This is a genomic window from Kamptonema sp. UHCC 0994, from assembly GCF_029167235.1.
Lineage (GTDB): Bacteria > Cyanobacteriota > Cyanobacteriia > Cyanobacteriales > Microcoleaceae > Kamptonema.
This window is the reverse complement of sequence record NZ_JARFTR010000172.1, coordinates 1-21486: the sequence shown is the minus strand read 5'-3', so window position 1 is coordinate 21486 and position 21486 is coordinate 1. Positions and strand designations below refer to the sequence as shown.

Annotated in this window: 19 protein-coding genes; 10 read left to right on the top strand and 9 right to left on the bottom strand. The window is 43.0% G+C overall.

The genetic code is table 11. The features are described 5' to 3' along the window. Positions 1-9 precede the first annotated feature (9 nt). Positions 10-714 (top strand): response regulator, encoded by a 705-nt coding sequence (locus tag PY364_RS16105; RefSeq protein ID WP_275524001.1) that lies wholly within the window; start codon positions 10-12, stop codon positions 712-714. A gap of 107 nt (positions 715-821) precedes the next feature. Continuing rightward, positions 822-1916, top strand: a complete 1095-nt coding sequence (locus tag PY364_RS16100) for a response regulator (RefSeq protein ID WP_275523999.1) — start codon at positions 822-824, stop codon at positions 1914-1916. Between the two features lie 39 nt (positions 1917-1955). On the opposite strand, the gene PY364_RS16095 is transcribed toward PY364_RS16100, so the two are convergent. Beyond that, on the bottom strand, positions 1956-4451 hold the full coding sequence (locus PY364_RS16095; protein WP_275523997.1) for a hypothetical protein: 2496 nt from the start codon (positions 4449-4451) through the stop codon (positions 1956-1958). A 283-nt stretch (positions 4452-4734) separates the two neighbouring features. Here PY364_RS16095 and PY364_RS16090 point away from each other — a divergent pair, with 283 nt between their 5' ends. Further along, positions 4735-5031 carry a DUF2103 domain-containing protein gene (locus tag PY364_RS16090; protein WP_275523996.1) on the top strand — a complete coding sequence of 99 codons (297 nt, stop codon included), beginning with the start codon at positions 4735-4737 and terminating at the stop codon, positions 5029-5031. A 13-nt stretch (positions 5032-5044) separates the two neighbouring features. Here the strand turns inward: PY364_RS16090 and PY364_RS16085 are convergent, their stop codons facing one another. The 6 genes from PY364_RS16085 to PY364_RS16060 all read right to left on the bottom strand — a co-directional run bounded on the left by PY364_RS16085 (position 5045) and on the right by PY364_RS16060 (position 9460). Then, on the bottom strand, positions 5045-5677 hold the full coding sequence (locus PY364_RS16085) for a HEAT repeat domain-containing protein (protein WP_275523994.1): 633 nt from the start codon (positions 5675-5677) through the stop codon (positions 5045-5047). Between the two features lie 35 nt (positions 5678-5712). Further along, complete coding sequence (locus PY364_RS16080; RefSeq protein WP_275523993.1) at positions 5713-6543, bottom strand: HEAT repeat domain-containing protein; 831 nt, start codon at positions 6541-6543, stop codon at positions 5713-5715. A 143-nt stretch (positions 6544-6686) separates the two neighbouring features. Continuing rightward, the gene (locus PY364_RS16075) at positions 6687-6941 is read right to left on the bottom strand and encodes a phycobilisome linker polypeptide (protein WP_275523991.1); all 255 of its coding nucleotides are present in this window, start codon (positions 6939-6941) and stop codon (positions 6687-6689) included. Between the two features lie 74 nt (positions 6942-7015). Beyond that, the gene (locus tag PY364_RS16070; RefSeq protein ID WP_275524029.1) at positions 7016-7885 is read right to left on the bottom strand and encodes a phycobilisome linker polypeptide; all 870 of its coding nucleotides are present in this window, start codon (positions 7883-7885) and stop codon (positions 7016-7018) included. 463 nt (positions 7886-8348) lie between these two features. Further along, on the bottom strand, positions 8349-8837 hold the full coding sequence (gene cpcA / locus PY364_RS16065; protein ID WP_275523989.1) for a phycocyanin subunit alpha: 489 nt from the start codon (positions 8835-8837) through the stop codon (positions 8349-8351). 104 nt (positions 8838-8941) lie between these two features. Further along, entirely contained in the window at positions 8942-9460 is a 519-nt protein-coding gene (locus tag PY364_RS16060) for a phycocyanin subunit beta (RefSeq protein ID WP_275523987.1), read from the bottom strand. A gap of 797 nt (positions 9461-10257) precedes the next feature. Here PY364_RS16060 and PY364_RS16055 point away from each other — a divergent pair. Next, entirely contained in the window at positions 10258-10794 is a 537-nt protein-coding gene (locus PY364_RS16055; protein ID WP_275523986.1) for a transposase, read from the top strand. A 457-nt stretch (positions 10795-11251) separates the two neighbouring features. Here the strand turns inward: PY364_RS16055 and PY364_RS16045 are convergent, their stop codons facing one another. After that, positions 11252-11482, bottom strand: a complete 231-nt coding sequence (locus PY364_RS16045) for a hypothetical protein (protein WP_275523984.1) — start codon at positions 11480-11482, stop codon at positions 11252-11254. 9 nt (positions 11483-11491) lie between these two features. Between PY364_RS16045 and PY364_RS16040 the strand changes: the two genes are divergently transcribed. The 6 genes from PY364_RS16040 to PY364_RS16015 all read left to right on the top strand — a co-directional run bounded on the left by PY364_RS16040 (position 11492) and on the right by PY364_RS16015 (position 20137). After that, positions 11492-14317, top strand: coding sequence for a cation-transporting P-type ATPase (locus PY364_RS16040; protein ID WP_275523983.1), 2826 nt, complete (start codon positions 11492-11494; stop codon positions 14315-14317). 200 nt (positions 14318-14517) lie between these two features. Beyond that, positions 14518-15705 (top strand): DNA replication/repair protein RecF, encoded by a 1188-nt coding sequence (gene recF / locus PY364_RS16035; protein ID WP_275523982.1) that lies wholly within the window; start codon positions 14518-14520, stop codon positions 15703-15705. Between the two features lie 150 nt (positions 15706-15855). Continuing rightward, a complete protein-coding gene (gene psb27, locus PY364_RS16030) occupies positions 15856-16254 on the top strand; it encodes a photosystem II protein Psb27 (RefSeq protein WP_275523981.1) in 399 nt (132 codons plus the stop codon). A 244-nt stretch (positions 16255-16498) separates the two neighbouring features. Next, entirely contained in the window at positions 16499-18118 is a 1620-nt protein-coding gene (locus tag PY364_RS16025; protein ID WP_275523980.1) for a hypothetical protein, read from the top strand. 444 nt (positions 18119-18562) lie between these two features. Then, the gene (locus PY364_RS16020) at positions 18563-19411 is read left to right on the top strand and encodes a DUF2382 domain-containing protein (RefSeq protein ID WP_275523978.1); all 849 of its coding nucleotides are present in this window, start codon (positions 18563-18565) and stop codon (positions 19409-19411) included. Between the two features lie 141 nt (positions 19412-19552). Further along, entirely contained in the window at positions 19553-20137 is a 585-nt protein-coding gene (locus PY364_RS16015) for a DUF2382 domain-containing protein (protein ID WP_275523976.1), read from the top strand. Positions 20138-20650: 513 nt separating this feature from the next. On the opposite strand, the gene PY364_RS16010 is transcribed toward PY364_RS16015, so the two are convergent. Then, positions 20651-21319 carry a 2OG-Fe dioxygenase family protein gene (locus PY364_RS16010; protein ID WP_275523975.1) on the bottom strand — a complete coding sequence of 223 codons (669 nt, stop codon included), beginning with the start codon at positions 21317-21319 and terminating at the stop codon, positions 20651-20653. Positions 21320-21486: the final 167 nt, after the last annotated feature.

Here is a 21486-nt window from a genome sequence, read left to right as displayed (position 1 = left end):
AGTAACACAGTGAAAAAAATTTTAGTGATTGAAGATGAAGCATTGATTCGGCTTAATATTTTGGACTGTTTAGAAAATGCAAATTTCGATGCAGTTGGGGCAGAAAATGGCAGCGACGGTATCGAATTAGCAGGAAGATATCAACCAGATTTAATTATTTGTGACATTATGATGCCAGACATTGACGGTTATTCAGTCCTGACAGAAGTTAGACAAAATATTGTCACTGCGACCACTCCTTTCATTTTTTTGTCGGCCAAAAGTGAGCGGGAAGATATGCGTTTAGGAATGGAAATGGGAGCAGATGATTACATTACTAAACCCTGTACGCCTACAGAACTACTAAGCGCGATCGCAGCCAGATTAGAAAAACATAATGCCTATATTCAAAAGTCTGCAAGCGAACGGGATCGCATTAGATCCTTACAAAAAAGAGTCCAAGAACTTCAGCAGCTAAGTCAAACTAGAGAAGAACTATCGAAAAGACTTTCAGAAGACTTGCGAGATCCGATGTCTAATATCAATATGGCTATTGAAATGTTGAAATTAGCTCCTTCCCAGCAAGCTCGCGATCGCTACCTCAAAATTTTGCAGCAAGAGTGCGCCCGCGAATTGACAATCCTCAATCAACTCTGCAACTGGCAAGAGTTTTTAACTCCAGAAAATGTCCAACTACTACATAGATTGAATATTTCTAATGGATCAAACTCCTAATACACATTCTACTAATTTAAGAGGAAATACTAGCCAATAAAGTATTGTAGATATTTAGAAGTTAAGATTTAGAAAAACTACTTAAACAAACATAGGAGGATAAAATCATGCCTAAAATTCTAGTAATAGAAGATGAAGAATTAATCAGGGAAAACATTTTAGAACTGCTAGATGCTGAGGAGTTTGAAGCTCTAGGTGCAGAAAACGGAAAAATAGGTGTAGAAATGGCCGCTCAACAGCAACCAGATTTGATTTTGTGCGATGTAATGATGCCGGAACTTGACGGTTATAGCGTTTTAGCCGCTTTGCGATCGCATCCACTGACAGCCACCATTCCCTTCATTTTCCTGACAGCTAGAGCTGAAAAATCCGATACTCGCAAAGGTATGGAATTAGGAGCAGATGATTACATTCCCAAACCTTGTACACCAGCAGAATTGCTAGCTGCGATCGCAACTCGGCTACAAAAGCAATCCATTATTAACGAGCATTCTGAAAAAAGAATGAATGACTTACGCATAAATATCACTCGTTCCTTGCCTCACGAATTAAGGACTCCATTAAATGGAATTCTGGGTTTTACTGAAGTTCTTATATCCGAATATGACTACCTAGATTCATCTGAAATCCGGGAGATTTTACAACGAATTCACTATTCTGGAAAACGCTTGGATCGACTAATAGTAAATTTTTTAATCTATGCAGAGCTGGAACTATTGTCAACTAATACAACGCGGATCGAGACACTGCGAGATACTCTAGTTAGCTCTGCTGAAGCAGTTATTGCAGAACAGGCTTGTCAACAAGCTAAACAAGCACAAAGAGAAGCTGATTTACATCTAAATATTCAAGATTTCTCTGTGCCAATTGCCGCAGTATGGCTAAATAAAGCAGTAGAAGAACTTGGAAGCAATGCTTTTAAATTTTCTGAACCAGGTACGTCAGTGAGGATCTCAACGGTGGTGGAGAATAATATATTTATCTTATCTGTAAATAACAAGGGTAGAGGTATGACTTCTGAGCAGATTACTCAACTAGGAGCTTATATGCAGTTTGAACGGAAAATTTACGAACAGCAAGGTTCTGGCTTAGGATTGACTATTGTTAAACATATCGCCGAATTGCACGGTGGAAAATTAAAAATCGAAAGTATTCCTAGTAAAGAAACTACAGTTTTCCTTTTTCTTCCTTTGTCGATGTAAAGTTGATTGATTATTATACAAACAAAAAGTTTCCCTTCCTTAAACTGTGCTATATCTCAGACCAATTTCCCGAAGTAATTGAGTCAACTTATCCTTGTCGGCTTCATCAGATAACATATCTACTACCTCTTTCAATTCAGACAAGTCATTTCTGTATTGCTCATCAGATAGCTGTGATACTAATTGTAGCGGTAAAAAACTTGCCAACTCAGGTTCATCAGACAAGATATCTACGACATTTTTTAACTTAGATAAGTTCTGATTGTATTGTTTATAAGATAAAATATCTACGGCATATTTTAATTTATACAACTTATTTTTGTACTTATCATTAGAGACAAGTTCGCCTAACTTCTTGTCATCATAGGGTATAACTCCTAACTCTTTCATCTCAGATAAATTATTGGCGAATTTCTCGTCAGATAAAATAGCAACTACCTTTTTCAACTTAGATAAATCATTAGAGACAAGTCTGCCTAAGTTTTTGTCATCAGAGGTAATAGCTACTAACTCTTGCAGCTTAGATAAATTCGTCACGGACTTCTCATCAGATAAAATATCTACTACCTTTTTCAAATTAGACAATTCCTTTTTCTGCTTATCGTCAGATAGCAGTGAGGATAATTTTGTTTCCGTCTTGACAAATCTGGCTAAATTTTTGTATTCCCTCGATTTTTTTGTCAAGAGCAGCCTTCCTTCAGTAAAAACAACCCCCGAACTTCCCCAGAAACTACTGGTATCTATCAAAGCGATTACCTTTTCTTCAGGGTAAACTGATATCCAGGCTGACAGCGCATTTGACAGTTTATCTAAGGGAATATTAGGAGCAGAAAAAATATTATTTGATTTGTATTGATTGACTACATTCTTTTGAATCAATTCTCCCAAACCACCAGAAATGCTATCTTCAGTATAGGTATAGGAGCGAGTTTCTAACTGTTTCAGTATCGACTGATCCCGTGTCTTCCCACTTTTGAGTAATGACCAAATCACAAATGCTGTACCTGATGCAACAAGAGCCGCACCGCCAGTCATTACACTAAGTCCACCAATAGTCGAGATGGTAGCAGTGATGGCAGCAGCACCGGACAATGTACCTGCGGCTCCCAAAGCACTCGCAGCAGTCCAAGCAGCTAAAACAGATGCAGCACCGGCGACTGTTCCTGTACCGATAGCAATTCCCAAATTTTTTTGGTCTTCCCTGTCCATTTCCGAGACTAATGCAATAGACAGTAATCCTGCGGCTCCAATTAGCGCGGCTCCTCCTGTTGCTACGGCTAAACCACCCAGCATTCCTAAACCACCAGCCGCGACAGAGCCACCACCTAAAACAGCTAAAGTCGCGTTGGTTGCAGCGGCTCCAGATAAACTGCTAATACTAATACCTGTTGCTGTTTCTGCTCCAAGTGTGCTCAACAATCTCGTAGCTTGTGGAACAATTGCGGCTCCTTTGTCTTTAGCATCCGTCAGTTGTTCTTTGAATGCTTGAGCAGTTTGTACAAAAGCATCGGCTTTTTCACCTGAAGCAACTTGATTATCTAAATTTTGTTTCCTTGCTATTAAGTAAACAGCTTTAGCATTTTCTGGGATTTTAGCTTTGTTAATGAAGGAGTCTAGCGACTTCAAAGTTGCTACATCCTCTACTGTCTTGCCATCGCGTACCTGCTGATAAATTGACAGGTAATTTTGCTTTTGTTCATCAGTAAATTGGCTGTCATTAATCTGTTTGACAAGAATAAAGTCAACCGTTAATGCTGTGGAATTGGCACTGGATAAAGAGTAATTCTGTTTGATTTCTAAAGGCAGCGCCGAACTCGTCACGATTGAGTCAATATCTGTGAGTGCTTTAAAGTCAGGAACAGGTTCGCCGGCACGGACGTAGGCAAAAGTTCCTCTGATTAGTTTCTTTTCTGTGTCATTGAGTTGAGATTGAGCTAAGGTGGATTCAATGGCTTCCTCAATTCCTAGCAGACGTGAATTAGTGCTGGCGAGTTGGTAACGCTTTTGATTTTTTCTATCAAGTTTGGACGTATTTATAACATAATCCAGAAAATCCAAGGCGATCAAATCATTAATGTACTTACCATCTTCAACTTGCTCATACACGGATTTACATTTATCTTTGCTTGCTTCTTCGACAAATTGCGTATTTTTGTCAATTTCTTGATAAATTTGATCGGCTATTCGGATTTGTCGATCGTATAAGGTATGCAAAACTACAGTAATATCTTTACCATCTTGACCGCGCCCTTTGATAGTAATCTCTTGGCTATCTTGAGTTTTTGAGGGAATTTCTACCTGGCAAGGTTCTCCAGATCGCAAAGTAAATATTTGCGTCCCTCCGTTTCGCGCTGTTGTATAAGGAACAAAAATATGATGGTTCTCCAACGTAGAGAAATTTTTGCCTAATCCCTCACTATCAGCCATAGCACTAGCTGGAGCTAGCAAGTCTTTTGTCAATAAACCCAAAGTACCTAAAGCAACATAACTGAGAAAAGAGCGACGGTTTAGAGGAGAAAACTTTAGGTCAGTCATAATTGAATATTTGTAGGTTGAATGTAATTTTTAGGCAAAATAATGAAATCTGAACTCTAATTTATCAAATTCGTTACTTCCAAACTTACGAGCCAATTTCCCCTGACTACTTACTCGCCCACCATAAACCCTCTGCTTGTTCCTGAATCAGAGGAACAGATTTCCCAGCGCAAACCCTCCTTACGACCAAAACAAACCTATCTATCCCATAAAAACACCACCATCTAACCTTGTCAACAGAATAGTGGACTAGACTGGGTATGTTGATTTTGGTTAAAATATCATGAACTCTTCATCTAAAGGCCGCCTAGTTTGGAACCATTCCACACACATCCCCGGTTTAATCCCCATCCTAGAGCGCCTCACCTATCTAAACGGCATTCAAACAGTCACTCCAGCCGTCATCGGCCATGTTAGAGGCCATATTCCCCGCTTAACATTAAGAGTATCAGTACCCATTCGTGGCGGATTTAAACTAATCGCCAGACAGGGTAAAACTGTACAAGAGGTATTTATATTAACAACTCTGAGTCAAGGCGACTTAGAAACTGCGATCGCGCAAGCCTTACTCAAGAGGTGACTACAGTTAACAGTTAACTGTTAACTGTTAGCAATAATTGTTGATTAGCTAACATTGCACGAGCACGAACTGCCAAAGTTTCATCTGTCTTGATTATTTCTTCAAACCGAGCCAAAACCTCTGCCAACCAATTAGGCTGCACTGTCGCCGCAGCCAAAGCTTGCAAACCCCCCACTGCTGCATAGCGAACCACCCACTCCGGGTCTTGAGACGCTTGTAGCAGAGTTTTGCAGGCCATTAATTGAGCCTCTGCAACTTTTTCTGGTGGTAATTGTTGCCAGCAAATTGTACCTAAACCCCTAGTAGCCGCACGGCGGACGCTGAGAGCAAAGTCATTAACGGCTGCATCTAATAAAATCTCTAAACCGCGTGGATCTCCAACTCCTGCTAAGGCTCGAATTGCCCAAGCTCTAGCACCATAATTATAACCGTCAAGCTGTTCTAGCAAGGGCAGTACGGCGGCTTCTCCCACTTGAATTAGACCGTCAACGGCTGCAACTGCCGCACCGGGATTGTTATAGCCGAGAACCGTAATTAAGGTAGGAATTGCGCCCTCAGAACCAGTTGCAGCTAGAGCTTTGACTGCGTTTAATAAGCTATCGGCTGAATCTGCTTTTTCAACTTCACGAATTAATTCTATTACCATTTACTTGTATTAAGATTTACTCAACGAAGAAAAATTTAGAGTAGACTATCCATGAGCGTCATTACCTGGACAGATTCATCAGATAAACAGAGGGATTGTGTTTGGTTCAGGTGGTATTCTAAGATTCCTTTAAGGGCAATCAGTTTAAGACTATTTTCTGCTAAAGTTTCTGCGATCGCACTAGCTCCGGGCAAATAACCGATCGCCCCTAAATCCATTAAAGCCGATCGCCGTAATTGCAAATCGCCACCATCTAAAGCTCTAACTAAGCGATCGCCATAAACCCCATCCCCAGTTAATTGATACATCGCCCGCGCAGCGGCATACTGCACCCGCTCTACAGAATGCTCTAGAAATGGTGCAATTAACTCTGTTCCCGATCGAGCTTGGAGGGTTCCTAATGCTTCAATGATACCATCGTAAGGCTGAACTAAATGAGCTTTTCCGGGTACTCGCACCGCAGCAGCCAAACCCCCTTCTAGCAGTTTCACCAGTGCGGGAATGGCGGTGCGATCGCCCAACATTTCTAGAGCCTGTACTGCCGCTTCCCGCACATAATAGTCGGAGCATTCTAAACATTTAATCAGTATCGGTACTGCTTGTTTATCTTCTAGTTTTCCCAATGCCCGCGCTGCATTGCGTTGTAGGGAATAGTCACCCGATCGCGTCAGTTCTGACTCTTCTTCCAAAGCCGCAATCAAACCAGCAATTGCCTCTGGTTCCTTCACTCGAAAGCGACCAATCCACCAAGCAGCATAATAGCGAAGGCTATAATCTTCGTGGCGCAAATTCGCGATCGCCACCTCCACTGTTAAAGACTCGGCCCCACTCATCTCTGGTGGCAAACCTACTTCTGAATACTCCATAATTTTTTATATATAGCAACTACCTTCTACCTTCTTCCTTCTGCTATAAATGATTAATTGCTAACAACTAACTCCCAATTGCTAATTTTTATAACTAGCAATCAACAATTAGCTATTAGCAATTAGCTATTAGCAATTAGCTATTAGTTCTGTTCGGCTTCTGAACCATTTGTCAATGGGTGAATGCCGACAATTGTTCCACCCAAACGACTAATCCGTTCCATTTCTTGATTCATCCGGTTGTAAGGCACGGCGATCGATATAGTGCCACTAGAGCGAATCGGATAGCCATTGTTATCCGTTTTTTCATTTTGGCGCAAGCCAGTCACTTCATAGCGGAAGCAGCGACTGCTAGACACTGAAGTGGTTGATTTTCCAGCTACATTTTGAGCTAACATTGTGCTTTCACTTCCAAATCTTGAAGATTTTTCAACCAAATTGCCATGATTAACAGTTAATAGTTAACTGTTAACTAAATAGCAGTAATGCTGGCAATTTTACCACCAAGGCGCTGAAATTTTTGCATTTCGCTGGAGAGAGCTTCGTAAGGCACGATGAAAGCTCTGCTACTGCGGCGCACGCTGGGATATCCGCCAACCCGAATACCTGCTACCTCAACGCGGAACAGACGACCTTCTTTGCCGTAAGCTGCTGCACCACCCAAACCGCTACTAGGAGTAACGTTTGTCTTAGAAGAGCGGTATGCCCAACCTTCGTTAGAGCCAGAGGGCCCAACAATAGAACTAGCTGTGTTAGAACCAAGTTCCACAGCTAGGCGAGACGCATTACCTTCTAGTTGTGCGCGATCGCTATTAGCATAGCCCCGGTACAACCGGAACATCCGGGTAAACCCAAGTGTTTTTTGTCCCCGTTGGATAGTAAAGCCTCGGTAGTAAGGCACAACATCTTCACCGAAGTTTTCTTGATACTCTACCGAGTCAATGTAGGAATCAATATCAGCGTCGTAACCTTCAGATTGATACAAATCCAAGTGATGGATCACCTCCGACTCATCGTAGGGGGCGCGACCTAGCAAATGTTTGTAATTAAGTTCAATCAAGCGGGTTTGGAAACTGCTGTAGAAAAACTTGGTTTTGTACAGTTCTGATTTCGCCACAGCGCGGACAAATTCTCGTACCGTCAAGCTACCGTCACACAGCAAAGACTCAGCACTGACTAGGCGCTCTGATTTCATCAAGTAGTCGTTGCCCAATAGCTGGCGGTAAACTGCCTTAATTACAATTTGAGCGTCTTCTTTTGTCCAATTCTGGCGCAATTCAACTTTGGACACATCGCTATAAGCTGATGTTCCCAGTCTGGATGCTTCGGCGGTAATAGGCACGTCAAATCCTCCTGTGATTAACAATATCGTCATTTCGATTTTAGACTTTGGATTTTAGATTTTGGATTTATCCCTAATCCAACATAGAAGGTTTAAAAATTCTAGACAAAGCAATTTTTTTCCCTCGCTAAAGCTAGGGGCTTCCTCCAAAAAAATCATCCAAAATTAAAAATCTAAAACCTTATGGTCAGGTGTTGGTTGTTAACTTTTAACTGTTGGCGGCTCAGCAGTTAACAGGCAACTAATTAAAGAGCTGCGTCCCTTCTTTAAGCTAGGGAAATGTTTGTGACACTGCCGCATACAGTCAATTTTTTATCGGTTTGCTCTTAATTAACTTCCAACCAGAAAACTTGTTTATTGCTCTTTGCAGCATCTGCTGAAAACCGAAGATGCCCGGAAATGTAAACAACCGCTAACCCATTTGCTAACAGCAGCTTACCTTTCCGGGCATCACGTGCGCGATCTAGCTCAGGGCGTTGATTGCGTAGTCGATGTAGGAGTTGGCTTCCACAGCGGAGTCGCCGCTTAAACCGTGGTTAGCTTTGATGTACTTAAGGGCTTCAACGTACCAGCTAGGAGACAACTCAAAGGTACGGTTGATTTCGTCGAGTCCTGCAATCAGGTATTCGTCGATGGGGCCAGTACCACCAGCAACCAAGCAGTAAGTGATCTGACGTAGGTAGTAGCCGATGTCACGGGCGCACTTTGCCTTACCAGTTTGAGTGGAGGCGTAGTTGTTGCCTTGCATTTGGGTGGTGTACGGGAATTTGTTGTACACTGCTTGGGCTGCACCATCAGTTAAGCGCTGAGCGTTAGCGGTCAACGATTTTGCTGCTTCTAAGCCAGCGGTAGCTTGGCGGAAGCGACCGAAAGCTACTTGGAGTTCGGTGCTGCTCAGGAAGCGGCCTTGAGAATCGGCGGCTGTGACTGCTTCAGTCAAAGGGGTTTTCATTGTTGAGGTATCTCCCTAGTGTTTTGCTTTGGTATTCGTAAACAAGTTTGTTTTGTCCAGATGCGAGCAAGTCGCGTCTTTACAGATATAACCCGCAAGGCTTTTTAGCCTACTGCCGATGCTGCGCGGTCGAAGTAGCCACCGATTTCAGAGATCAAGGAGCTGCAATCACCACGAGTGATACCATTGGTATCGCTAACGATCGCGATCGCGGCTTCCTTCATTTTTTGCACGCCTGCTGCTACGGAACCGCCGGGAGTACCCAGAGCTTGGTAGGTTTCGCGCAAGCCATTCAAGCAGCGATCGTCTAGAACACTGGCATCACCTGCAAACGTTGCGTAGGTTACGTAGCGCAAGATGATTTCCATGTCGCGCAAGCAAGCTGCCATGCGACGGTTGGTGTAAGCATTGCCGCCGGGAGCGATCAATTGTGGTTGCTCAGCGAACAGGGAACGGGCTGCGTTAGCAACGATGGTGGAAGCGTTGCCGGTGATGCGGTTAACTGCATCAAGGCGCTTGCTGCCTTCTCCAACCATGCTGCTCAGGGCATCCAATTGACTGGTGGCGAGGAATTCGCCGCGAGCGTCAGCTTGGGAAACCACTTTGGTGAATGCGTCAAACATGAACGAACTCTCCTAACTTTGACTTAATTACGATACAAAACTGTTCAGTTAAATTCGATTCAGGCTGCTAGAGAGCCTGGAAAGGTCTAATACAGATACCAGCTACTAGGCTGGCCGGCTTGGTTTCTCGCTTCACCTGTGCTGTGGCTTTTTTCTGCCGCACAACGGGCGTTTTAAGAAACCTTAGAGAATTTTACACCGTTTATGAGAGGCGATCAACCTTGTCAATCAGTGTTTTTGTTAACTTATTGCCTGCTGTTTTAACCCTTCAGATACTCTTTATACAATGGTGTCGAGCGTTTGTTTATTACAAATTATTAAGGAAGTTAATCTTTTTTCATAGATTAAAAGTGGTAGGGTGCAACTGCAAAAATTTACTCCTTTTGATAGATGCGCTTGCGGAGCTTCAAAGCTGGAGGGTCTTCGGGTCTACTTTTTTTGGGAAGAAGGACTCTGCAACGAAAGGGGCTAAGGCGCGATCGCCCCAGCGCAATCTCCCTTGCTTTCCGTTTTATTAAGTAATATAAAGTAAATTAAAGTTTTTTATTAAGAATCGGCTAACGCCACTATTACGAAATAGTTCGCCCCCTTTTATAAAATAAGTTCGTTAAGCGGAAAACTCAGAGTCTTTAGACCTGAGATGAAAGCGGCACGGGCGGTTTTAACCGCCGTGAATCTTTCTTAATTCTTAATATTTGAAAAGTGCAAAAGGTATTAATATAAAGACAAGGAGGTAAGTGATAGTGTTAACGAACTACATTTATAAATTACGCCCTAATCAAACACAATCATCAAAAATGTCTACTTGGGTAGATATGTTGCGAAGTCAGTACAACTGGAATTTAAACGACAGGATTACCCAGTACAATCAACAATTTATCCAAGGCGATTACTGTTGCATTAAAACCAAGGCGGAAGCTTCGCCCTTAACTTGCTTTGTTAGCAAAAGTGGCGCAACCGGAAATCCTTGGAAAGATTCTAAGTTTGACAAAAAAGGTAAAGCTAGAAATCCTCGTCGAAGTGCTGGCGATATTCAAATCACTGCATTACCAGAATTGAAAGTTGCTAGACCTTGGTACAACGCCATAGATGCAACAGTTCTACAACAAAATGTTAAAAGATTGGACACAGCTTACAAGAATTTCTTTGAGGGGCGAGGCTTTCCTAAATCCAAGAATCGCAGTAATTTCACATCCTTTACTTATGCGATGGGGGTAAAAATTAAGGGTAATAAAATTTACCTCCCCAAACTGGGATGGATGCGGTTTTACAACTCTCGCTCAATCCCAAATGGATTTACCATTCTATCTCTGATGCAAGTTGGGGTGAGTTAATTTTAAAGGTTGAGTATCTAGCTGTGAAGCAGGGCAAAACTGTGATTAAAGTTAATCCCAAACACTCTAGCCAAGAATGCAGAAGTTGTGGACATATCGACAAATCAAATAGAGATGGCGAAAAGTTCATCTGTGTTAAATGTGGCTATCACAAACACGCCGATATTGGGGCTGCAAAAACTATCAGAGATCGAGCATTTGAAATAGTACGTGGGGACTCCGCGAAACTTGGTGTTGAGCACCTAAACGCCCAAAAGATATCAGTGCGCTCTATGAGCAAACGCACTGAGTTTGGGAACCCTAGCAATAGGGATATTAAGAACGCAATTTCTTAAGAATCTCAGTCGCTCTTCCCTACACTAACCGCCACCGAAGCTCTAATTTCTTTACTTTAGTTTACAAAAGTGCCACGATTAGGGAAAATTAAAAGTTAGAGATTCCTACCCCCCGCCAGCCGTCAGGCTGCGGTGTAAAAGTCAAAATCCTTAAACTCAAAGGATTGACCGCAGCTACTTGGGTAAAACCCCAAAAAATTGCTAATTTTTATGTAGTGGTCAAAGTTATTCAGCCGGAGGAAAGTAAACGGACGCAGAGAGCAAGAAATCGGCAAATTTTCTTCTCCCTCCTGCTTCGTTGTTTCTCCAACAACAAACCCCACCAGCCCAATGCCGTAAGCCCAATGCCCCATCCTCAAACTATGCCTTCAAATTCTCCGTTAGCTTGGCACAGCCTAGAAATTGACAAAACCCTGCAACAGCTAAGCAGCGACCCCAACACTGGTCTAAGCGCCCAAGAGGTGTCAGAACGCTTGCAGCAATATGGCCCCAACGAACTCGAAGAAATAGCAGGGCGTAGCCCTTTGTCGATTTTTATCGATCAGTTCACCAACATTATGCTGTTGATGCTGATGGGTGTGGCCGTAGTTTCGGCTGTTTTGGACATCAGAAGTAACAGTTTCCCCAAAGACGCGATCGCGATTTTTGCCATAGTAGTTCTCAATGGTATCTTGGGCTATCTCCAAGAAAGCGGTGCCGAAAAAGCCCTGGCCGCCCTCAAAAACCTGGCTTCCCCCCTAGTCAGAGTAGTGCGCGATCGCAAAATTTCGGAAGTTACCGCCAAAGAACTTGTACCCGGAGACATCATGCTGCTAGAAGCTGGGGTAAAAGTAGCAGCAGATGGCCGCCTAATCGAAGCATCCAATCTACAAGTTAGAGAATCGGCCCTGACAGGGGAAGCTGTACCTGTCACCAAACAAGCTGGAGTAGAACTCAAAGAAGACACATCTTTAGGCGATCGCATCAACTTAATTTTTCAAGGCACAGAAGTAGTCCAAGGCAGGGCAAAAGCGATCGTCACCGGCACAGCAATGGATACGGAACTGGGTAAAATTGCCGCCCTTCTCCAGTCCGTAGAAAGCGAACCAACACCCCTACAACGGCGGATGACTCAGCTAGGAAATGTCCTAGTCACAGGAGCTCTGGGCTTAGTTGCGATCGTCGTCATTGGCGGAATGCTTAAGTTTGATGGTGGCGGCCTGTGGTTCGATACCAGTAGATTTGAAGAACTACTAGAAGTCTCCCTAAGTATGGCAGTGGCCGTCGTTCCCGAAGGTCTCTCAGCCGTAGTGACAGTCACTCTAGCCCTGGGAACTAGACGGATGGTCAAGCGTAACGCCCTAATCCGCAAACTGCCAGCAGTAGAAACTTTAGGTTCCGTTACCACCATCTGTTCAGATAAAACTGGTACCCTGACTCAAAATAAGATGGTAGTTCAGGGAGTCAATACCGCCAGCTACAAAGCTAGCCTCACCGGTGAAGGTTACGCCCCCATCGGCGACTTTATTGATAGCAATGAATCTAACAAAATTGAGAATTTAGAAGAATATCCCGAACTGGAATCTATACTTGTCGCCTGTGCAGTCTGTAATGATGCAGTATTGCAGCAAGAAAATGGCGAATGGATAATTTTAGGCGACCCGACAGAAGGAGCTCTACTGTCCTTGGCGGGGAAAGCCGGGATTTACAGGGAACAGCAAGCTGGAGTTCTACCCCGCGTGGCGGAGTTTCCCTTCTCCTCGGAACGCAAGCGGATGAGTGTAATTTGCGAAATGCCAGGACATGGGGGGAGATGGGCTGTACCTCTGGAAAATGAGCAAGAGGCAAATTATTTAATGTTTACCAAAGGCTCTCCAGAATTGATTTTGGAGCGCTGTAAGTCTATTGTCACCGGCGATCGCGCCGATTTCCTTGCCGATGACGTTCGCACGACTATCCTAGAACAAAATAACGATATGGCAAGTCGCGGCCTCCGCGTACTTGGTTTGGCCTACAAATCTTGGGAAACTTTGCCCTCAGAAGGTTCTGAAGAAACCAGCGAGAGAGATATGGTTTGGCTGGGGCTGGTGTGTATGCTAGACGCACCTCGGCCAGAAGTGCGGGACGCAGTGGCAAAGTGTCGCGACGGGGGTATCCGCGCTGTAATGATTACAGGCGATCACCAGTTAACAGCAAAGGCGATCGCCATAGATTTGGGTATTGCCCAAGCAGGCGATCGCGTCCTGACTGGCCAAGAATTAGAAAGGCTCAGTCAAGAAGAACTCAAGCAGCTAGTTAGCAGCGTCAGCGTCTACGCCCGTGTATCCCCAGAACACAAGCTGCGAATAGTTAAAGCCTTGCAAAGTCTGGGCAAATTTGTAGCGATGACAGGAGACGGCGTAAATGACGCTCCCGCCCTCAAACAAGCAGATATCGGCATTGCAATGGGTATCACCGGCACTGATGTCAGCAAGGAAGCTAGCGATATGGTGCTGATCGATGACAACTTTGCCACCATCGTCGCCGCCGCTGAGGAAGGGCGAGTGGTTTACACCAATATTCGCCGCTTTATTAAATACATTTTGGGCAGCAACATTGGCGAAGTTTTGACAATTGCAGCCGCTCCTTTAATTGGTATGGGAGGAGTTCCGCTCTCGCCTTTGCAAATTTTGTGGATGAATTTAGTTACAGATGGCGTTCCTGCTCTCGCTTTGGCGGTGGAACCAGCGGAACCCAATGTAATGAAACGACCTCCTTTCAGTCCCCGCGAAAGTATTTTTGCCAGGGGATTAGGGTTATACATGATTCGCATCGGGATTGTTTTTGCAATTATCACGATTACGATGATGGGTTGGGCTTATAGCTTTACTCACGCCCCTGAATATACGGGCGATCGAGACACTTGGAAAACAATGGTGTTTACAACTCTCTGTTTAGCTCAGATGGGACACGCGATCGCTATTCGCTCTAATACTCAGCTAACAATTGAGTTGAACCCAATGACTAATCTCTTTGTTTGGGGCGCTGTAATTGTTACTACTATTTTGCAGTTAATGTTGATTTATGTTCCTTTTCTGAGAGACTTCTTCGGTACGCAGATTTTAAGTCCGATGGAACTTGCTATTTGCTTCGGTTTTAGTGCGCTGATGTTTGTTTGGATTGAAATGGAAAAGCTGTTTGTGCGCTTTTACCATAAATCTCAGCATTAGAAAGAATTGGTTTGTAGATTTGTAGAGATACAATTAGTTGCATCTCTACAAATGAGATCGCAGAAGGGGTTAGGGGAGCAGAAGAGCAGAGGAGCAGAGGAGCAGAGGAGATGGGTAATTAGCTATTAGCCATTACCAATTACCAATTACCAATTACCAATTACCAATTACCAATTACCAATTACCAATTACCAATTCTGATGTATTTGAGAAGTCTCCATCTCCGACAGTTTCGTAACTACCGAGATCAGAAAGTAATATTTGATGCTCCTAAAACAATTTTAGTGGGCAATAATGCTCAGGGGAAATCGAATTTATTAGAAGCAGTAGAGTTACTTTCTACTCTCAAAAGCCATCGAGCAACACGCGATCGCGATTTAATTCTTGACGCTAAACCTATAGGGCAAATTGATGCTAGCTTAGAACGGCAAACTGGGATAATAGATTTAACTTTAACCCTTCGCACTCAGGGAAGGCGAACTGTTGGACTCAACGGCGAACCACTGCGCCGCCATTTAGACTTTTTGAGCGTACTCAATGCAGTGCAGTTTTCAAGTTTAGACTTAGATTTAGTGCGAAGTGGCCCAGAACATCGCCGGGACTGGATCGATCGTTTAGTCACTCAGTTAGAACCAGTTTATGCTCACATTTTACAGCAATATAATCAAATTTTACGGCAGAGAAATGCTCTTTTGAGGCGAGAGAAAGAGCAAGCGAACAAAGGAGAATTACCAACTACCAACTACCAGGCACCAACTACCAATTACCAACCACCAATTACCAATTCTGAGTTAGGTTTATGGGATGCACAGTTAGCAACTGCGGGGGCTCGTGTTATCCGCAGACGAGATCGCGTTTTAGAGCGGTTAATTCCCTTAGCTCAAACTTGGCATCAGTCAATTAGTGGCAGTAAAGAAGTTTTAGATATTAAATATATCGCTAACGTGGAAGTAATGCAAGAATTAATTGCTCGCGATCATCTCGAAGGAGTACGTCAAGCTTTTTTAGATAAAATTAGGGAAAGAGCGATCGCCGAACATTACCAAGGCACTACCTTAGTCGGCCCCCACCGAGATGATATTACCTTTAGTATTAATAATACTCCTGCTCGTCAATACGGTTCCCAAGGTCAGCAGCGCACTCTGGTATTAGCATTAAAATTAGCTGAATTGCAGCTTATTGAAGAAGTCGTTGGCGAACCTCCCCTATTATTGCTTGATGACGTACTCGCAGAACTAGATATCAACCGCCAAAATCAACTTTTAGAGACCATTCAAGCGCGGTTTCAAACTCTGATTACCACTACCCACCTAGGCGCTTTTGATGCTCAGTGGTTGCAGCAAACCCAAATTTTATCAGTCCAAGCTGGACAAATCACCCAAATTTGATTTTATATTTAAGATTAGAGATTGACAGATTAAATATTTAATGGTATGTCCAGATAATTTGATAGTAATTTAGTTCTGCGATCCCCAAATCAAGATAGGATTAAAGTTAAATTTAATTACGGATTTTGCGTTCCGTTTCTAATCAGTCTTATGAAGCACTATGTTTCCCGCCTGCTAGCCTTGGTTTTGGTTGTTGTCATCGGCTTAATCGGCTGTTCTAATGTCCCGTCCACTTTGACTGGAGATTATCGCCAAGACACATTAGGATTAGTCAACAGTTTGAGAACTGCGATCGCCTTACCAGACAATTCTCCAGATAAAACCGCTGCTCAAGCAGATGCGCGTCAAAAAATCAATGATTTTGCCGCTACCTACCGCCGGGACAATTCGCTGACCAAGCTTGCGTCCTTTACAACAATGCGGACAGCATTAAATTCTTTAGCTGGACATTACAGTTCCTATCCTAACCGTCCTCTGCCAGAAAAATTGAAGAAACGCCTAGAATCGGAATTTCAACAGGTAGAAGCTGCATTGAAGAGAGGAGCTTAATTTATCAAGAAAGAAGGGAAAATTCAAACAAAAAATCTTTCCTTTTTTTGTAGTAGTGGCTTTAGCCGCTCAATTATATCCTTCTTTGTAGTAGTGAATTTAGCAATAAATTGTATCATGAAAGCGGCTAAAGCCACTACTACATTTTTTTTGTTACAGATAATGCGGAAAAGTTTTTAAGGGTGCTGAATAACTATAGAATCATGTCCTTTTTCTCCCTCACGAGTTATCTTCTTATTGCCTTATGAAATTTGCCTTAACTCAGAACACCACGACTCAAGGTCAGCGGCGGATATTGAGCGTGGTTGCTGCGGTTTTAACCAGTAGCCTTTTCCAGCCCTTCATTTTAAGTCATCCCGCTCAAGCGGAAACTTTAAGCTACTGCAAGTTATCACCAGATGACATTCAGCAAAAAGAAAACTTGCGCCAACAAGCATTGACAGGAAAGCCAGAATCTCAGCAAGCATATTTTTCTATCCTAACTGAACACGCGCGGGAAGTAGCAGAATGCCGGACTAAAACTTGGCCGCAAACTCAGGCAATTTGGCTGCGTTTATATCCCTGCGATGCGAGGCCAGGAGAAATAGACAGAGTTTTAGATAACATTGTTAATAAAGGCTACAACCAAGTTTATTTAGAAGCATTTTATGATGGTCAAGTGCTATTACCAGTAGCCGACAATCCGACGGCTTGGCCTTCTGTTTTGAGAAACCCTGGCTATGAAAAATTCGATATTTTAGCAAAAGCGATTGCTAAGGGTAAGCAACGGGGTTTAAAGGTTTACACTTGGTCGTTTACGATGAATTTCGGCTATACTTATGCTCAACGTCCTGATAAACAGGAAACGCTTGCTCGTAACGGTCAAGGTCAGACAACTTTAACAGTTAGTCAAGACAATAATAGCTCTGACCAAATAGTAGAAAATCAGGAAAATTACGCCTTTATTGACCCCTACAGTCGGCAAGCTCGACAAGATTATTCTGTGATGATTAATCAACTGCTGAAGCGGCGGCCAAATGGAATGTTATTTGATTATGTTCGCTACTTGCGTGGAGTAGGTGGGGCTTCTGTTGCTACGAAGGTTCAAGATTTGTGGATTTACGGTCAAGCTTCCCAAGCAGTGCTTTTACAACGCGCTCAAAATCAGCAAGGTCGAGATATAATTCAGCGCTATTTAGCACGGGGATTTGTTAATCTTAATGACGTGCAAGCTACTAACAAACTTTATCCGAAAGAGAAAGAACCGCTTTGGCCAGGGCGGACTCCTTTACCTGAGCCCAAGCCGACAATAACTCCTACTTCAGGTAAGCCTAATTCTTCAACTCTACCACCCAAAAAACCTGCTCCTGGCAAGCCAGAAGTGCCGCCACCGCCAAAGCTTGTTGACCCTGCGATTTTACAAAACGATCTGTGGACGCTAACTGTTGGTCATGCGGTGCAAGGGATTTTAGAGTTTTTAGGGTTAGCAATTCAACCTGCTCAGAGGATGGGCTTACCTGTGGGAGCGGTGTTTTTTCCTGATGGGAATAGAAGGATAAATTCAGGGGGTTTTGATTCGCGATTGCAACCTTGGGATAGTTTTCCTAGTTCAATGGAATTTCACTCGATGATTTATGGTTCTTGTGGAGATGTGAGTTGCCTTCTTCCACAGGTGCAGCGGGTGGTGACTATGGCACCTCAAGGAGCTTTAATTATACCTGCGATCGCAGGTGGTTGGGGTCAACCTGTGAAAAATCGACCTTCGCTGGAAATTCAAATGCAGGCGATTCATAATGCTACGCCACAAATTAATGCTATCAGTCATTTTTCTTATGGGTGGCAAGAACCGCAGGACGATCGCGATCGACGTTCTTGTCGAATGTAAAAATAGAGTTTACCTGATATATTCACCCTTGTTTCATGGGGGCAAAGTTCCCGCCAGAATCAATTTCTGGCTCATAGGTAAAGGGTCTTATCTAGGACTGAAATTGATTTAACAGTCCTAGATAAGAACACTTTACCTATGAGAAAGGCATTAAAACTCCTGGCGATCTGGTGAGTTTAGACAATATAGCTAAGTGCGATCCCCACCACCAAGGTCATGAGGAAGTTCTTAATTGCTGTAACTATTGCACCCATCCTATTTCCCCTCTTTCTTTAGCTATAACTAGCTGAGTTTGGTAGAGCGATCCCCTCATCCTTGCCAGAGCCCGAACAACTACTCAAAAGGATTAATAAAGAGTAATTTAACAGTTCAGACTTTAGGAAGATGGAGAATAACTAATAAATCTTTTAGCTTTATATATGTTGATACAAGAGGGAAAAAAACATGACACTTCTAAAGCTGGCAGACTTTTATCCTAACTATAAGGAAGAGATTTTTGCAGGGGATGACATTAAAGGTTTTGATGTTTATGGCGGCGACTCTAACGAGAAAATTGGCAGCGTTTACGACGCTCTAGTTGATGAAACTGGTCGCTTTCGCTATTTAGTAATCGATACTGGAATTTGGATTTTTGGCAAGAAAGTATTGCTTCCTATCGGTTCGGCTCGCATCGATTATGGAGCGCGGCGCGTATTTGCTACTGGGATTCGCAATAAAGACCAAGTAGAACAATTACCTGCTTACAATGAACTAGAATCGCTTGATTACAACGAAGAAGAGCAGATCAGAGGAGTTTACCGCAATCAAGCTGATTACGCTGCACCCATTTCTAGTGACTACGATCGCAGTACCTACAACTACGATCTAGACCGCCCCCTCTACGATACAAACGAGCAAAATCATCAAAATCTGAAATTGTATGAAGAACGTTTGATTGCGAATAAAAGCCGGCAAAAAACAGGTGAGGTTGCAGTTGGCAAGCGAGTAGAAACTGAAACAGCACGCGCTTCCGTACCTATTGAAAAAGAGCGGGTTGTGATCGAGCGCATGACACCAGCAGACGCGGGTAAAGAAGTACCTGTCGGCGCTGTTGACTTCCAAGAAGGAGAAGTTGCGCGGATGCAAGTTTACGAAGAAACCGCTGATATTCACAAAGAAGCTTTTGTGCGCGAGCAAGTCAACGTCAGAAAAGAAGTTGCCCGCGACACTGTTGAGGGTGAAGAAACATTGCGCCGCCAAGAGCTAGATGTTACAACCAATGGCGAACCAGTTGTTGACAACAAAATGCGTTAAAATTTTAACCGCCAATGGTTAAATAGATAGCTCAATTGAGGTTGAGATATCTAAGCAGTAAAGTCTTTAAAGGCAATGCAGGTGGGGCATTTTCTCAGCTCTGCCTGTAATTTTAACAAAGATTTATTTAGGTAAAAACCCATGAGTGAAGCGTCTAATAAAGAACTTGAACCTATAAAAACAAAACTCCATAGTAACCGCGTGGTAGAGCCGATTACGGCAGAGAATCCTCTGGAAGTTAGCTCAAATATAGTACAGAATCAGGAAGCCATCGCTCTTTCCGAATTTGCGGAATTAATGGCGATACCGGAAACGGTAGAGCAAAAGGAAATTAGGCTTCTCGAAGAACGCTTAGTTGTTAATCGCAGTAAGCGGAAAGTAGGCGAGGTCATTGTCCGCAAACAAGTGGAAACGCGGATGGTAGAGGTTCCTGTCCGGCGTGAGAAACTGATTATTGAACGAATGGGGGAAGTACCTGAGCGCCTTGCAGAAATTGATTTAGGTGAAGGCCAGGTTACTGGCATAGAATTGGCAGAAATGGCGCAGGCTAACGCTCAGCCTACTGTCAGTGCTGAATTTACTTCCGTACAAAAAGCTAGTAAAGTTTTAAATGCGATCGCCAACCAGCCACATCACGGATGTGCTAAAGTCCGATTGGAAATTGTGCTGGAAAATAATCAAGTTCAGGAAACTTACCAAAATTGGTTTGACAGCTACGAAGGTTGAAAAAAAAATCGCTAAAAATTTATTTTAGGGTTGACAAATCACTGGCATTTGTTGTAAGATTAGCTAGATAAAATTTATACGGTATATACCCGAAGTAAGAACGCGAAAAGCTGAAGCATTAAAACTCGAACAACGCCTATCAGAATTAGTTAATCAAGCTTACGGATTAACGCCTGAAGAAATAGACTTAATGTGGAAAACAGCACCGCCACGAATGCCAATTAACAGATAAAAATGTAACTTGTCATTGCGAGCGAAGCGAAGCAATCGCAGAGGATTGAGATTGCTTCGCTGCGCTCGCAATGACAGAATAATAAGATGGCTGCGCTCGCAATGACAGAATAATAAGATGGCTGCGCTCGCAATGACAGAATAATAAGATGGCTGCGCTCGCAATGACAGAATAAAAATTCTAGCAATCGCCAAGAAAGTTAGGACACTCGCTTATGGCTAAAACCATTGATTCTATTCCCGTTTTTCCCTCTTCCCCTAGTCCCTAGCCCCTAACTATAATTAATTAGTCAGTAAACTTGGGGAAGTCAGCACAAACACATCCCTTGTTCCGACACCCGCAGATTCGGGTTTAATCGGAGTAGTAAAGTGGAAAAATTCATGGTCATTCACTAACAAAAGTTCCCCCGGCTTCAGGACTTTCTTAAACACTGGTTTTTCCCTTCTACCCGTGTAAAGATGTGTTTCTCCTCCGATAATATTAGTTCTATCAACCGAGAAAATGCCAACAAAATCAGTACCGTCTTGATGGATACCTTCAGGTGCAGGATTGCCAAAATTATTAAGAGAACAAGTAGTTCTAATTTGATGAATTCCGATTTCCGCTTCTGGGTGAAGTTTGCAGGAATCAGTAAAAGCTAATATCAGATGTTTAAAGATATCCTGCGCGACCATTTCATCGTCTAATTCAGCAAAATCTCTTTTAATGTCTCCTACTATCGGATTATATTCTTTGCTTTGGAAAAGGTAGCCGTGAGGTAACTTTATTAATTCATCGCCGTTAACCATGAAGCGCGATAATCTTCTGTAGCGATACTTACCTTTGATGTAAGGATCGATAGGTAAATCATCAAAGAATTGCTTAAAACCTTCTAGCTTAATCGAGTTTACCTTTTTAAAGGTAAACATGAAAACATAATCCAAATCTGTCGATCCCAGTAAGGTTTTCATAGGATTTTATACTTTTAGCGTTGATCCCTAACTTAAGTTTTCCTTAAGAAGGTGTATATCTCTAGTATATAGTAGCTTTTTTGTGAATGCAGTTAAGATCAATACAAAGTTTGCAAAGTTATGGTGAAGATAGCCTAGGAATTTCGCACCGTTTACGTAACGCCGCC

Excerpts from the sequence above, each read along its gene's own strand:
- PY364_RS16090 (WP_275523996.1), top strand. The coding sequence starts at position 4,735 with ATGAACTCTTCATCTAAAGGCCGCCTAGTTTGGAACCATTCCACACAC.
- PY364_RS16080 (WP_275523993.1), bottom strand. The coding sequence starts at position 6,543 with ATGGAGTATTCAGAAGTAGGTTTGCCACCAGAGATGAGTGGGGCCGAG.
- PY364_RS16055 (WP_275523986.1), top strand. The coding sequence starts at position 10,258 with ATGTCTACTTGGGTAGATATGTTGCGAAGTCAGTACAACTGGAATTTA.
- cpcA (WP_275523989.1), bottom strand. The coding sequence starts at position 8,837 with ATGAAAACCCCTTTGACTGAAGCAGTCACAGCCGCCGATTCTCAAGGC.
- PY364_RS16045 (WP_275523984.1), bottom strand. The coding sequence starts at position 11,482 with ATGGGGCATTGGGCTTACGGCATTGGGCTGGTGGGGTTTGTTGTTGGA.
- psb27 (WP_275523981.1), top strand. The coding sequence starts at position 15,856 with ATGAAGCACTATGTTTCCCGCCTGCTAGCCTTGGTTTTGGTTGTTGTC.
- PY364_RS16040 (WP_275523983.1), top strand. The coding sequence starts at position 11,492 with ATGCCTTCAAATTCTCCGTTAGCTTGGCACAGCCTAGAAATTGACAAA.
- PY364_RS16095 (WP_275523997.1), bottom strand. The coding sequence starts at position 4,451 with ATGACTGACCTAAAGTTTTCTCCTCTAAACCGTCGCTCTTTTCTCAGT.
- PY364_RS16025 (WP_275523980.1), top strand. The coding sequence starts at position 16,499 with ATGAAATTTGCCTTAACTCAGAACACCACGACTCAAGGTCAGCGGCGG.
- PY364_RS16100 (WP_275523999.1), top strand. The coding sequence starts at position 822 with ATGCCTAAAATTCTAGTAATAGAAGATGAAGAATTAATCAGGGAAAAC.
- PY364_RS16075 (WP_275523991.1), bottom strand. The coding sequence starts at position 6,941 with ATGTTAGCTCAAAATGTAGCTGGAAAATCAACCACTTCAGTGTCTAGC.
- recF (WP_275523982.1), top strand. The coding sequence starts at position 14,518 with ATGTATTTGAGAAGTCTCCATCTCCGACAGTTTCGTAACTACCGAGAT.
- PY364_RS16020 (WP_275523978.1), top strand. The coding sequence starts at position 18,563 with ATGACACTTCTAAAGCTGGCAGACTTTTATCCTAACTATAAGGAAGAG.
- PY364_RS16060 (WP_275523987.1), bottom strand. The coding sequence starts at position 9,460 with ATGTTTGACGCATTCACCAAAGTGGTTTCCCAAGCTGACGCTCGCGGC.
- PY364_RS16085 (WP_275523994.1), bottom strand. The coding sequence starts at position 5,677 with ATGGTAATAGAATTAATTCGTGAAGTTGAAAAAGCAGATTCAGCCGAT.
- PY364_RS16010 (WP_275523975.1), bottom strand. The coding sequence starts at position 21,319 with ATGAAAACCTTACTGGGATCGACAGATTTGGATTATGTTTTCATGTTT.
- PY364_RS16015 (WP_275523976.1), top strand. The coding sequence starts at position 19,553 with ATGAGTGAAGCGTCTAATAAAGAACTTGAACCTATAAAAACAAAACTC.